This is a genomic window from Cupriavidus pauculus (assembly GCF_008693385.1).
Lineage (GTDB): Bacteria > Pseudomonadota > Gammaproteobacteria > Burkholderiales > Burkholderiaceae > Cupriavidus > Cupriavidus pauculus_D.
In genome coordinates, this window is record NZ_CP044065.1 from 1,222,439 (window position 1) to 1,234,834 (window position 12,396).

A 12,396-nucleotide genomic window follows, 5' to 3' on the forward strand; every position below is an offset into this window, starting at 1 on the left:
TCGATCAGTCCCAGCCCGGATTCAGGCTTTCCGGGTTGGCCAGCCGCTCGCCGCGATCGAGCGTGGCGATCGCATCCATCTCCGCATCCGAGAGCTTCAGCCGCGCCGACGCAAGGTTGGCTTCGAGGTTCGCGCGTTTGGTGGACGACGGAATGACCGCATAGCCCTGCTGCATCAGCCAGGCGAGCGCCACCTGCGCCGGCGACGCCTGATGATCGGCGGCAATGCGCTTGAGCACGATGTCGTCCATGACCTTGCCATAGGCCAGCGGCATATAGGCGGTCAGATGGATACCCTGCTCGCGCATGAACGCGGCCAGCGTACGGTTCTGCAGGAACGGATGCACCTCCACCTGATTGGTGGCGATGGCATCCTTGCCGACCACGTCGATCGCCTGTTTCAGCAGCCGGATCGGGAAGTTGGACACGCCGATCTCGCGCGTCAGGCCCGCTTCGCGCGCGGCCAACAGCGCTTCCATATATTCGGGCAGCGGCACGGCCTGCTTCGGCGACGGCCAGTGGATCAGGGTCAGATCGACCTTGTCGGTGCGCAGCTTTTCGAGGCTGGTCTCGAGGCTCGCGCGCAGGGCATCGCGGCCGAGGTTCTCGGTCCAGATCTTGGTGGTCACGTAAATGTCTTCGCGCGGCACGGCGCTCTCGGCAATTGCCTTGCCGACTTCGGCTTCGTTGCCGTAGATCTGCGCGGTATCGATATGGCGATAGCCGACCTCGAGGCCGGTCAGGACCGAATCGATGACTTGCTGGTCCTTGAGGCGGAAAGTGCCAAGACCGAACTGGGGCATTTGCATAAGAGGCTCCGGGAAGGAAAGGGGATAGCGGCGGAAATCACAGCGTTGCCGTCACTGTCCTCGCAATCGTTTCGCGGAAAAAGCATGTGATTCGAATAAGATATTTGACTATAATTCAAGAATAACGCCGCCCTCCGCATGAAACTCACGCTCGAAGAACTCGCCGCATTCGTGACCGTCGTCGATCGCGGGTCGATCACGGCCGCCGCGGACTCGCTCGACCAGACGGTATCCGGCATCAGCCGCGCACTGTCGCGGCTCGAGGAAAAACTGGAAACCACGCTGCTGCGCCGGACCACGCGCCGGCTGGAACTGACGGAGGAAGGGCAGGCGATGCTCGCCCACGCGCGCGAGATCCTCGCCGCGACCGAGCTGGCCGAAGAGCAGATGGCCCTGCGGCGCCAGAAGCCGGCCGGCCGGCTGCGCGTGAACGCGGCATCGCCGTTCATGATCCATGTGATCGTGCCGCTGGTCGGCGCATTCCGCGCGTGCTATCCCGATATCGAGCTCGAACTCAATACCAACGACCAGATCATCGATCTGCTCGAGCACCGCACCGACGTGGCCATCCGCATCGGCGTGCTGCGCGATTCCACGCTGCATGCGCGCGCACTGGGCACGAGCCAGATCCGCGTGCTCGCGAGTCCGGCCTACCTCAAGCAGCACGGCCGGCCCAAATCCGTGGCGGATCTGGCGAGCCATACGCTGCTCGGGTTCAACCAGCCCGATCATCTGAACCGATGGCCGCTACGCAGCGAAGATGGCGATGGGGTGCAGATCACGCCACATATTTCGGCATCCAGCGGCGAAACCGTGCGCCACCTCGCGCTGGCCGGCCAGGGCATGGCCTGCCTGTCCGACTTTATGACCGAGACCGACCGCCGCGCGGGCAACCTCGTGCAGGTGCTGATGCGCGAGACCGTCGAGGTGCGGCAGTCCATCCACGCGGTCTACTATCTCAATACGCAGTTGTCGGCCCGGATCTCCGTATTCCTCGACTTCCTGTCGCGACACCTCGGGAGCGACTACGTCCCAAGCGTAAACCCTGAGCGACTGGTATAATTTTCGGTTTTTCCGCGATATTTCAGACCCCCCGGGACCGACGCACACTTCATGACTTACGCCGTAAAGGAAATCTTCTACACGTTGCAGGGCGAGGGCGCGAATGCGGGCCGCGCGGCGGTGTTCTGCCGCTTTGCGGGCTGCAACCTCTGGACCGGCCGCGAGGAAGACCGTGCGCGGGCCGTGTGCCAGTTCTGCGATACCGACTTCGTCGGCACCGACGGCACGCGCGGCGGCAAGTACCGCACGGCCGAGGAACTGGCCGACGTGGTTGCCGCCGAATGGCCGCAGGGCGCCGAGGCCGCGGGCGGCAAGCCGCTCGTGGTGTGCACGGGCGGCGAGCCGCTGCTGCAGCTCGATGCGCCGCTGATTGCCGCGCTCCATGCGCGCGGCTTCGAGATCGCGATCGAGACCAACGGCACCATCGCGGTCCCCGACGGTATCGACTGGATCTGCGTCAGCCCGAAGATGGGGTCGGAACTCGTCGTCACGAAGGGCGACGAACTCAAGGTGGTCATTCCGCAGGACGGCCAGGACTTCGCGGCATACGAGCAGCTCGATTTCCGCTATTTCATGGTGCAGGCCATGGATGGCCCGCTGGCACGGCAGAATACGGCTGCCGCGGTTGATTTCTGCCAGCGTCATCCGCGCTGGCGCCTGTCGCTGCAGACTCACAAGCTGCTGGGCATTCGCTGATCCATGACGAAACAAGTCTCCATCACCCGCCGGCTCGAATTCGATGCCGGTCACCGCATTCCGAGCCATGGCGGCCAGTGCCGCAATATCCATGGCCATCGCTATCGCCTGGACCTGACGCTGTCCGGCGAGGTACTGCATCGCGAAGGCGCGCCGGACGACGGCATGATCCTCGACTTCGGCGACATCAAGGCGCTCGCGAACGAGCATCTGGTCAACAAGTGGGATCATGCGTTCCTGATCTATCGTGGCGACACCGCGCTGCTGAATTTCCTGCAGACGATGGACAACCACAAGACCGTCGTGATCGAGTCGATTCCGACCGTCGAGAACCTCGCGCAGGAAGCGTTCGATATCCTCGCGCCCGTGTTCAAGGACTGCTTCGGCCACCAGCTGCAGCTGACGCGACTCGTGCTGTTCGAGACGCCGAACTGCTGGGCCGAGGTGAGCGCGCCCGTCCGGCTGCCCGCGCAGGACTGATGACCGCTGACGTTTTCCCCCCATCCGCCGACAACGTGGCGCGCGACCGCCGCTACATGGCGGCCGCGCTCGAGGAAGCACGGCTGGCCGAGGCGGCTGGCGAAGTGCCCGTGGGCGCGGTGGTGGTGTGGAACGACGAAATCATCGCGCGTGGACATAACCTGCCGATCCGTTCGGTGGATCCGTCCGCGCACGCGGAAATGCAGGCGCTGCGCGCGGCCGCGCGCGTGCTCGGCAACTACCGCATGCCGGAGTGCGAGCTCTATGTCACGCTGGAGCCGTGCGCGATGTGCAGCGGCGCGATCCTGCATGCGCGGCTGCGGCACGTGGTGTTCGGCGCCACCGATCCGAAGACGGGCGCGGCGGGCAGCGTGGTGGACCTGTTCGCGCAGGCGAGCCTCAATCACCAGACCACGGTCACGCGCGGCGTGATGGCCGACGAGTGCGGCCAGATGCTGCGGGACTTCTTCGGCGCGAAGCGGCGCGCGCAGAAGGCTGCCCAGAAAGCCGCCGCACTCAAGACGGATACCGACGCATGAGCCTTGCCGAGACCGCCGTTCGCCTGATCGCCCCCTCGGGCTACCCGCATGACGACGCCACCGCGGCGCGCGGCTGCGCGTGGCTTGCGGACCATGGCTATCGCGTGACGAACCCCGAGGTCCTCGCGCGCCGGCATTACCGCTTTGCGGGCACCGACGACGAACGTCTGGCGGACCTCCATGCCATCGGCACGGGCGGTGCGCATGAACTCGTGCTCGCGGTGCGTGGCGGTTATGGCATGGCGCGGCTGCTCGATCGCATCGACTTCGCGCGCATTGCCGACCAGGCGCGCGCGACGCGGCCGCTGATCGTCGGGCATAGCGACTTCACGGCATTCCACCTCGCGTATCTGGCGGCCACCGGCGGCGTCTCGTTCGCCGGGCCGATGCTGCTCGCGGACTTCGGTCCCGAGGCTGTCGATGCCTATATGTGGCGCCATTTCGAGGGCATCCTGCGCGATCCGGCCTACACGATCGACGTGAAGGCGCCCCAGTTGGCCGGGCAATCGTTTTCGGGCGCGATCGAGGGCACGCTGTGGGGCGGCAACCTCGCCATGATCGGGACGTTGCTCGGTACCCCTTATCTTCCGCGGGATTGTCCCCATATAGAGGGTGGCATCCTGTTCCTCGAGGACGTCAACGAGCCGCCATACCGCGTGGAACGGCTGCTGCTGCAGCTGCTGCAGGCCGGCGTGCTCGCGTCGCAGCGCGCCATCGTGCTCGGCGATTTCTCGAACTACCGCACGACCGACTACGACAACGGTTACGACATGGACACCGTGTTCGCGTACGTGCAGGACCGCGCGGGCATCCCCGTGGTCACGGGTCTGCCGTTCGGGCACTGCGCGCGCAAGCTCACGCTGCCCGTGGGCGCGCGGGCACGGCTGAGCGCGCGCGCCGACGGCTTTTCGCTGGCGTTATCGGGCTATCCGGTGCGCTAGCCACCACTCTGCTTACAGGGCGATCGACCGCGCGAGTGGTAAAATCGTCGTTTATTTTTCCCGGCGGACTGGCGCTGCCGCGCCATCTCTCCATACAAGGTTCCAGACGTGCTTTCTACCGCAAACATCACCATGCAGTTCGGCCCCAAGCCGTTGTTCGAGAATATCTCGGTCAAGTTCGGCGAAGGCAACCGCTACGGCCTGATCGGCGCGAACGGCTGTGGCAAGTCCACGTTCATGAAGATCCTCGGTGGCGACCTCGAGCCGTCGGCGGGCAACGTGATGCTGGAGCCCGGCGTGCGTCTGGGCAAGCTGCGTCAGGACCAGTTCGCGTACGAAGATGCGCGCGTGCTCGACGTCGTGATGATGGGCCACACCGAGATGTGGGCCGCCGCGGCCGAGCGTGACGCGATCTATGCGAATCCGGAGGCGACCGACGACGACTACATGAAGGCCGCGGACCTCGAGGCCAAGTACGCCGAGTACGACGGCTACACGGCCGAAGCGCGCGCCGGCGAACTGCTGCTGGGCGTGGGGATTCCGACGGACCAGCACCAGGGCCCGATGAGCGAGATCGCGCCGGGCTGGAAGCTGCGCGTGCTGCTGGCGCAGGCGCTGTTCTCGAATCCGGACGTGCTGCTGCTCGACGAGCCGACCAACAACCTCGACATCAACACGATTCGCTGGCTCGAGGATGTGCTCAACGAGCGCAACTCGACGATGATCATCATCTCCCACGATCGCCACTTCCTGAACTCCGTGTGCACGCACATGGCGGACATGGACTACGGCACGCTGAAGGTCTACCCGGGCAACTACGACGACTACATGGAAGCTTCCATGCAGGCGCGCGAGCGTCAGGTGGCCGCGAACGCGCGTGCCAAGGACCGCATCACGGAACTGCAGGACTTCGTGCGCCGCTTCTCGGCCAACAAGTCGAAGGCGCGTCAGGCCACGTCGCGTCTGAAGCAGATCGACAAGATCAAGGTCGAGGACATCAAGCCGTCTTCGCGCCAGAACCCGTTTATCCGCTTCGAGTTCGAGAAGAAGCTGCACAACCTCGCCGTGGAAGCGGAAGGCGTGACCAAGTCGTACGATCGCAAGATCCTCAACGACATGTCGATGGCCATCCAGGCTGGCGAGCGTGTGGCGATCATCGGCGAGAACGGCGCGGGCAAGACCACGCTGCTGCGCACGCTGCTGCACGGCGCGGTCAAGGGCGGTGTGCCGTCGGAACGCGGCACCATCAAGTGGGCCGAAAACGCGAACGTCGGCTACATGCCGCAGGATACGTACGAGGAATTCCCGGAAGACCGCGACCTGATGGACTGGATGAGCCAGTGGACGCAGGCCGGCGACGACGACCAGTCGCTGCGCGGCACGCTGGGCCGCCTGCTGTTCTCGGCCGACGACATCAAGAAGTCCGTCAAGGTGCTGTCCGGTGGCGAGAAGGGCCGCATGATCTGGGGCAAGCTGATGCTGGGCCGCCATAACGTGATGGCGCTCGACGAGCCGACCAACCACATGGACATGGAGTCGATCGAGTCGCTGCAGATCGCGCTGGACAAGTACGCGGGCACGCTGATCTTCGTCTCGCACGATCGTGAATTCGTCAGCGGCCTGGCCACGCGCGTGATCGAAGTGCGCACCGATGGCACGCTGACCGACTACCTCGGCACCTACGACGAATACCTGCAATCGCAGGGTATCGACGGCTGACCGGCGGCCGCACCGGGCGGACTACGGTTCGTCGTGCGGCACCGTCCGTTGTGCGGGCGATGCGGCGGGCAGATCCTGCCCGATATAAGCCAGCATCGTCGCGCCATGGCCCTGAACATGGTTGACGAAGGCGCGTATGGCAACAGCCGTGGCGCCGCGCACGGCAGCCTGCCGATACGTGACGGGCGTCAATGGCAGGGTGGGGAAAACGTTTCGCGCCGGGACAGCAATGGCGTGAATCTCGGCGACGGTGGGCGCAAAGCGCCCCACGGAGCCGTGCAGTACCGCTTCCACACCCCCCGCGAGGCGCACGATCACATACACATGACGTACCGAGGCCGTTGCCAGCGGCGCGCGCGCGGCTTCGCGCACGTTGGCGGCCTGCTGCCGGGCGACGCCCGCCAGGGTGCGAATCTCTTCGGGCAGGCCCAGATCCCGGTAAGGGGTGAACGGAGCCAGCCGCCACGTATCCATCTGACCCACGATGTACTGCAATACCGGGTGGTCCGAGAACGGCTGTGGCGCGCCCGCCGCGCGCGAGTCGAGGATCTGGGGCGTGAAGCTGTGGGCGAGGTCGGGCTGCCACGCCATGCCGTCCGGCGAGGCGCGCCAGCGTAGCGGCGGCCCCGGCTCGGGCCACGTCCGCCGCAGGTCCCAGCCATACACGCCGATCGATGCCGGGCTATCGACGTCCATACGGACGGCCGGCGGCGGGCCGTAGTGTCGATGCGCATTGGCGGCAGCGGACGGCGGATCGAGGTACCGGTCCACGGCGGTTTCGAGGCCGAGCGCGGCGATGGCGGAGACCGGTTGCCGCATGCGTGGATCGGACGCCGGGGTGACGCTGACATGGGGCACGGGCCCGTCGTCCGGCCGCAGCGTGCCGCGGACCGCCTCGACAAGCCCGATGCGCATGGCCGGCGGCAGATCGTCAAAGGGCACGTCGCCATTGCGCGCATTGCTGACGACCTGATCGAACCGGCGCGTGTCCCATCGGTAGTCCGGCGTGCTCCACCAGGGACGAATGATTTGCCCGAACAGCGCGAGGACCCATGCCACGCGTCTGGCGCAGGCGACGACGGGCAGGTCGGCGCCTAGCAGGCGCCGGCCGTGTGGGTGCGGGGCATCGCAGGCGGCAAGCGTGCCGGGGTGACTGGCTGGCGCCGTGCAGGCGATATCGAGAAACAGATGGACGGCCGCGCGTTGTGCCGGCGGGCAGCTTGCCGGTGGACTGGCATGCGCGGGAGTGGGGGCGGCGCCTGTCGAGGCGGCCGCTAGCAGCAGGATTGGCAGGCAGGCGTGCGGGCGGGTGGGCATAGGCCCACAGTACGCACGCGCGCCGCCACCCGCTATCGTAACGGCTCGAAACTGGCGAAACTGGCCAAACGCGCGAAGGGCGTCGGGGCACGGCCCCTATCGCACCACCCCTATCGCACCACCCCTATCGCACCACCCCTAGCACGCCGCGCTGCGCGAGCAACTGATCGAGCTCCGCGATGATCGCGTGCGCGGTCAGGTCGCCCTTGGCCTTCTGCAACGCCACGCCGAGTGTGTCGCGCAGCGCGGCCAGCTCCACGAGTGTCGCTGCTTTTTCCACCTTGACCTGCAGCACGTAGCCGCGCAGGCCCAGGTGGTGGCCGATGACATCGGTGTAGAAGTGATAGAGCTCGCGATATCCGTCGCCGCCCGCGACGTCGGCCGCCGATGTCTGCACGCCGACCGGCGCGGCGGAGGCGGCTGCGGTGGCAAGCGCGGCAACCGGTGCGGCCTCGGCCGTCGCGGACCCTTCGGATGGCGCGATGAGGCCGAGCGACAGCAGCGTATCGAGGGCCTCCTGTCCCACGCCCATGCCCGCCACCTGATCGAGCAGCGCCGACTGGCTCCGTTCCCCATTCACGATCAGCAGCAGCGCGCGCAGCTTGTGATCGAGCTTCCGGGCACGTGTGCGAATTTCCTCCTGTCCCGCTTCCGTCTTGTGAAACACCGGGTTGACCATGTCCCCTCCTTGACCCAATCCCGCCTGATCCCGTTATCTGGTTCTCATGACTCTTGTTTGCTCGCATGATCGCATCGTGCGGGCACGGTGTGCCCTCCCGGTTTGCCCGCCCCCCGAAAGTGGGATGTGCCAATCCGCTCTACAATGGCGCGTACGACGCAAATTGATCAAAAATATTGCAAACGCCTATTCACCTCTGGGAGAACTGTGGCCATGCAGCAACGAGACAAGCTTTTTATCAACGGCAGCTGGATCGCGCCGCACGGCTCCGGCCTGATCGACGTCATCCAGTCGAGCGACGAGACCGTGATGGGCCGGATTCCCGAAGGCCATGCGCGCGACGCCGAGGATGCGATCGCGGCCGCGCGTGCCGCGTTCGACGGCTGGGCCGCGACGCCCGTGGCGGTGCGCGCCGGCTACCTGCGCAAGATCGCCGAAGGCCTGCGCGAGCGGACCGATGAACTGGCCCGCCTGATCGCGGGCGAGGTCGGCATGCCGCTCAAGCTATCGCGCGCGATTCAGGTAGGCGGGCCCGTCTACAACTGGAGCCAGGCCGCCACGCTGCTCGAGACGTTCGCGTTCGAGGCGCAGGTGGGCAACTCGCTCGTGGTGCGCGAGCCCGTGGGCGTGGTGGCGGCCATCACGCCGTGGAACTTCCCGCTCAACCAGATCACGCTCAAGGTCGCGCCCGCGCTGGCCGCGGGCTGCACGGTCGTGCTCAAGCCGTCGGAGGTGGCGCCGCTCAATGCGTTCGTGCTGGCCGAGGTGATCGAGGCCGCGGGCCTGCCGCCGGGCGTCTTCAACCTCGTGAGCGGCTACGGTCCGGTCGTCGGCGAGGTGCTGGCCAGCCATCCCGAGGTCGATATGGTGTCGTTCACGGGGTCCACGCGCGCGGGCAAGCGCGTTTCCGAACTGGCCGCGCAATCGGTCAAGCGCGTGGCGCTGGAGCTCGGCGGCAAGTCCGCCTCGGTGATCCTTGACGATGCAGATTTTGCGCAAGCGGTGAAAGGCACCGTCAACGCGTGCTATCTCAACTCGGGGCAGACCTGCTCCGCGCACACGCGCATGCTTGTGCCTCGCGCGCGTTACGACGAGGTGCGCGAGATCGTGCGCAAGGTCGTGGCGGGCTTCACGGTGGGCGACCCGCTCTCGGACGCGGCCAAGCTCGGTCCATTGGTATCCGCCGCGCAGAAGCAGCGCGTGGTCAGCTATATCCAGCGCGGCCTCGATGAAGGCGCGGAGCTCGTGGCGGGCGGCCCCGAGAACCCCGACGGCCTCGACCAGGGCTTCTACGTGCGGCCGACCGTGCTCGGCAACGTCGATCCGAAAGCCACGGTCGCGCAGGAGGAAATCTTCGGGCCGGTGCTGTCGATCATCTGCTACGACACCGAGGACGACGCGGTGCGCATCGCCAACGACAGCGTGTACGGACTCGGCGGCGGCGTATGGTCGGGCGACGAGGACCGCGCGCTGCGCGTGGCGCGGCGTCTGCGAACGGGGCAGGTCGATATCAACGGCGGGCCGTTCAACATGAACGCGCCGTTCGGCGGCTTCAAGCAGTCCGGCAACGGACGCGAAGGGGGCGTCTACGGGCTCGAGGAATTCCTCGAGTACAAGTCGCTGCAACGCAGGGCAACTGTCTGAGCGGTCGGACCGATCGGACCGGGCAAGGATCGCGCATGCGCTGGATCAAACGGCTGGGATGGGTACTGGTCTCGCTGCTGGTGATCGCGACGACCGCGCTCATCGGCGGCTACGCGTGGTACCGGCAGGCGTCGCAACCCGATACGGCCGGCACGCTCAGGCTGGCCGGGCTCCGCGAACGCGTGGTGATCGTGCGGGACCGCAACGCGGTGCCGCGCATCGAGGCGAGCAACGCGCTGGACGCCTACTACGCGCTCGGTTTCGCCCATGCGCAGGACCGGCTCTGGCAGATGCAGATGAACAAGCGCATCGTCGCCGGGCGCGTGGCCGAACTCGTTGGCGAGAAGGGCCTCGAGACCGACCGCTTTCTGCGCACGCTTGGCATCCGGCGCAATGCCGAGGCGATCGTCGCGCAGGCATCCCCCGAGGTACGCGCGATCCTGCAGGCATATGCCGATGGCGTCAACGCGTATATCGACACGCGCAGGGGACCGCTGCCGCCCGAATTCCTGATCCTGCGCGCGCAGCCCGAGCACTGGGAACCGGCCGATACCATCGGCTGGCAGACGATGATGGCGTGGGACCTCGGCGGCAACTGGACGCAGGAGGTGCTGCGCATGGGGCTCGCGCAGCAGCTGTCCACCGCGCGCATTGCCGAAATTCTTGCGCCGTACCCCGGCGACGCGCCGCTGCGCACGATGGACTATGCTGCGCTCTATCGCCGGCTGGCACCGCTGGCCACGGCGATGGCAAGCGTCGTGCGGCAGGCGCCGTCCGGCTATGTCGAGGGCATGGGCTCCAACAACTGGGTCGTGTCCGGCGCGCATACGCGTTCGGGCAAACCGTTGCTGGCCAACGATCCGCATCTGGGATTGCAGGCACCGGCGCTCTGGTATTTCGCGCGCATGCGGGCGCCGGGGCTCGACGTCACGGGCGCCACGCTGCCCGGTGCGCCGATCGTCGTGCTTGGGCACAACCGCCGCATCGCGTGGGGCTTCACCAATACCGCGCCCGATGTGCAGGACCTGTATATCGAGCGCGTTCAGCCCGGCCGCCCCGATCGCTATCAGACGCCCGACGGATGGGCCGCGTTCGAGACGCGTACCGAGACGATCCGGGTCAAGGACGCGCCCGACGTCACGCTGACCGTTCGCACGACGCGCCATGGCCCCGTGATCTCCGACGTGACCGCGCCGGTCGCCGCTGCGGCCAAGCCGCTGGGCGCCCAGTATGTGGTCGCGTTCCAGTGGACGGCGCTGCGGCCCGACGACCGGACGTTCGAGGCGAGCTACAAGCTTGGGCTGGCCACCAACTGGGATACCTTCGTCGCGGCGCTGCGCAACTTCCATGCGCCGCAGCAGAACATCGTGTATGCGGACGTCGATGGCAATATCGGCTTTATCGCGCCGGGCAGGGTGCCGCTGCGCCGCGCCGACAACGACCTCATGGGGCTGGCGCCCGCGCCGGGATGGGAGGCCCGCTACGACTGGCAGGGCTTCGTGCCGTTCGACGCGTTGCCGCGCAGCTTCAACCCGCCGGAAGGCATGATCGTCACGGCCAACCAGAAGATCGTCGGCAAGGACTATCCGTACTTCCTCACGAGCGAATGGACGGTGCCGTATCGCTACGATCGTATTCGCGCGCTGCTCGGCGCGACGCCGCGCCATACGATGGACAGTTTTGCCGCGATCCAGCGCGATGTGGTCTCGCCGGCCGTGCGCGAAGCGCTGCCGTTGCTGCTGGCCGCGCCCGTCGCGAGCGATGCGGGGCTGCCCGCGCGCGAGCGCGCGCTGGTCGACGATCTGCGCAAATGGGACGGCAATATGCTGGCCAATCGCCGCGAACCGCTCGTGGTCACCGCATGGCTGCGCGAGCTGTCGCGGCTGATGTTCCAGGACAAGGTCGGCGACGCGCAGTTCCAGCGGCTGTGGGAGCAGCGTAACGTGCAGCAGCCGATGATGAACGCGCTGCGCGATCCCAACGGCCTCGGCGCGTACTGGTGCGACGACACGCGTACGCCGGATCGCGAGACGTGCGCCACGACCATCGGCCTTGCGTGGGCGCGGGCGGTGGCCGATCTCGATGCCCGCTACGGCAGCGACACCGCCAAGTGGAACTGGGGCCATGCGCACACCGCGCGCGCCGAGCACAAGCCGTTCGGCAAGGTGCCTTACCTGTCGAGCCTGTTCAATATCCGCGTGCCGACCGGTGGCGATACCTACACGATCGACGTGGGCCGTCATAGCCTGCGCGACGAGCGCGCGCCATTCGAGAGCACCCATGCGGCGAGCCTGCGCGCGATCTACGATCTGTCCGATCTGCAGGCATCGCGCTTTATGAGTTCCACGGGGCAATCGGGCAATGCGCTCTCGCCGAACTATCGCGACTGGACCGATAAATGGGCCGCCGTGCAATCGATCGTGATCGGCGGCCGCGAGCCCGCGGGCGGGAAGGTATTCGAGACGCTCGTGCTGCAGCCGCGCCAGGCGGCTGCCCAATAGCGCAAGGCGT

The 12,396-nt window shown here is 66.7% G+C and carries 11 protein-coding genes; 8 read left to right on the top strand and 3 right to left on the bottom strand.

Features of this window, described 5'->3' with window-relative positions:
• Window positions 1-4: 4 nt before the first annotated feature.
• Complete coding sequence (dkgB, locus tag FOB72_RS05595; protein ID WP_150371628.1) at window positions 5-808, bottom strand: 2,5-didehydrogluconate reductase DkgB; 804 nt, start codon at window positions 806-808, stop codon at window positions 5-7.
• A gap of 138 nt (window positions 809-946) precedes the next feature.
• Here dkgB and FOB72_RS05600 point away from each other — a divergent pair, with 138 nt between their 5' ends.
• From FOB72_RS05600 to FOB72_RS05625, 6 genes are all read left to right on the top strand, one after another.
• A complete protein-coding gene (locus FOB72_RS05600) occupies window positions 947-1,870 on the top strand; it encodes a LysR substrate-binding domain-containing protein (protein ID WP_150371629.1) in 924 nt (307 codons plus the stop codon).
• 51 nt (window positions 1,871-1,921) lie between these two features.
• A complete protein-coding gene (gene queE, locus FOB72_RS05605; protein ID WP_150371630.1) occupies window positions 1,922-2,566 on the top strand; it encodes a 7-carboxy-7-deazaguanine synthase in 645 nt (214 codons plus the stop codon).
• Between the two features lie 3 nt (window positions 2,567-2,569).
• On the top strand, window positions 2,570-3,046 hold the full coding sequence (locus FOB72_RS05610) for a 6-pyruvoyl trahydropterin synthase family protein (RefSeq protein ID WP_150371631.1): 477 nt from the start codon (window positions 2,570-2,572) through the stop codon (window positions 3,044-3,046).
• Window positions 3,046-3,585, top strand: a complete 540-nt coding sequence (gene tadA / locus FOB72_RS05615; RefSeq protein WP_150371632.1) for a tRNA adenosine(34) deaminase TadA — start codon at window positions 3,046-3,048, stop codon at window positions 3,583-3,585. Before FOB72_RS05610 ends, tadA begins: the two co-directional genes overlap by 1 nt.
• A complete protein-coding gene (gene ldcA, locus FOB72_RS05620) occupies window positions 3,582-4,526 on the top strand; it encodes a muramoyltetrapeptide carboxypeptidase (RefSeq protein WP_150371633.1) in 945 nt (314 codons plus the stop codon). The genes tadA and ldcA overlap by 4 nt, the downstream gene beginning before the upstream one ends.
• A gap of 108 nt (window positions 4,527-4,634) precedes the next feature.
• Window positions 4,635-6,245, top strand: coding sequence for an ABC-F family ATPase (locus FOB72_RS05625; RefSeq protein ID WP_150371634.1), 1,611 nt, complete (start codon window positions 4,635-4,637; stop codon window positions 6,243-6,245).
• Window positions 6,246-6,266: 21 nt separating this feature from the next.
• Here FOB72_RS05625 and FOB72_RS05630 read toward each other — a convergent pair whose 3' ends face one another.
• Both FOB72_RS05630 and FOB72_RS05635 read right to left on the bottom strand, forming a co-directional pair.
• Window positions 6,267-7,562: a hypothetical protein gene (locus FOB72_RS05630; protein WP_150371635.1), complete on the bottom strand. Its 1,296-nt coding sequence runs from the start codon at window positions 7,560-7,562 to the stop codon at window positions 6,267-6,269.
• Window positions 7,563-7,686: 124 nt separating this feature from the next.
• Window positions 7,687-8,241: a hypothetical protein gene (locus FOB72_RS05635; protein WP_150371636.1), complete on the bottom strand. Its 555-nt coding sequence runs from the start codon at window positions 8,239-8,241 to the stop codon at window positions 7,687-7,689.
• A 213-nt stretch (window positions 8,242-8,454) separates the two neighbouring features.
• Between FOB72_RS05635 and FOB72_RS05640 the strand changes: the two genes are divergently transcribed.
• Both FOB72_RS05640 and FOB72_RS05645 read left to right on the top strand, forming a co-directional pair.
• Complete coding sequence (locus tag FOB72_RS05640) at window positions 8,455-9,885, top strand: aldehyde dehydrogenase family protein (protein WP_150371637.1); 1,431 nt, start codon at window positions 8,455-8,457, stop codon at window positions 9,883-9,885.
• A 35-nt stretch (window positions 9,886-9,920) separates the two neighbouring features.
• On the top strand, window positions 9,921-12,386 hold the full coding sequence (locus FOB72_RS05645) for a penicillin acylase family protein (RefSeq protein WP_150371638.1): 2,466 nt from the start codon (window positions 9,921-9,923) through the stop codon (window positions 12,384-12,386).
• Window positions 12,387-12,396 lie beyond the last annotated feature (10 nt).

Bases quoted from the DNA above. Each gene is read 5' to 3' on its own strand.
- FOB72_RS05635 (WP_150371636.1), bottom strand. From the start codon at position 8,241: ATGGTCAACCCGGTGTTTCACAAGACGGAAGCGGGACAGGAGGAAATT.
- ldcA (WP_150371633.1), top strand. From the start codon at position 3,582: ATGAGCCTTGCCGAGACCGCCGTTCGCCTGATCGCCCCCTCGGGCTAC.
- FOB72_RS05600 (WP_150371629.1), top strand. From the start codon at position 947: ATGAAACTCACGCTCGAAGAACTCGCCGCATTCGTGACCGTCGTCGAT.
- FOB72_RS05630 (WP_150371635.1), bottom strand. From the start codon at position 7,562: ATGCCCACCCGCCCGCACGCCTGCCTGCCAATCCTGCTGCTAGCGGCC.
- queE (WP_150371630.1), top strand. From the start codon at position 1,922: ATGACTTACGCCGTAAAGGAAATCTTCTACACGTTGCAGGGCGAGGGC.
- FOB72_RS05640 (WP_150371637.1), top strand. From the start codon at position 8,455: ATGCAGCAACGAGACAAGCTTTTTATCAACGGCAGCTGGATCGCGCCG.
- dkgB (WP_150371628.1), bottom strand. From the start codon at position 808: ATGCAAATGCCCCAGTTCGGTCTTGGCACTTTCCGCCTCAAGGACCAG.
- tadA (WP_150371632.1), top strand. From the start codon at position 3,046: ATGACCGCTGACGTTTTCCCCCCATCCGCCGACAACGTGGCGCGCGAC.
- FOB72_RS05610 (WP_150371631.1), top strand. From the start codon at position 2,570: ATGACGAAACAAGTCTCCATCACCCGCCGGCTCGAATTCGATGCCGGT.
- FOB72_RS05645 (WP_150371638.1), top strand. From the start codon at position 9,921: ATGCGCTGGATCAAACGGCTGGGATGGGTACTGGTCTCGCTGCTGGTG.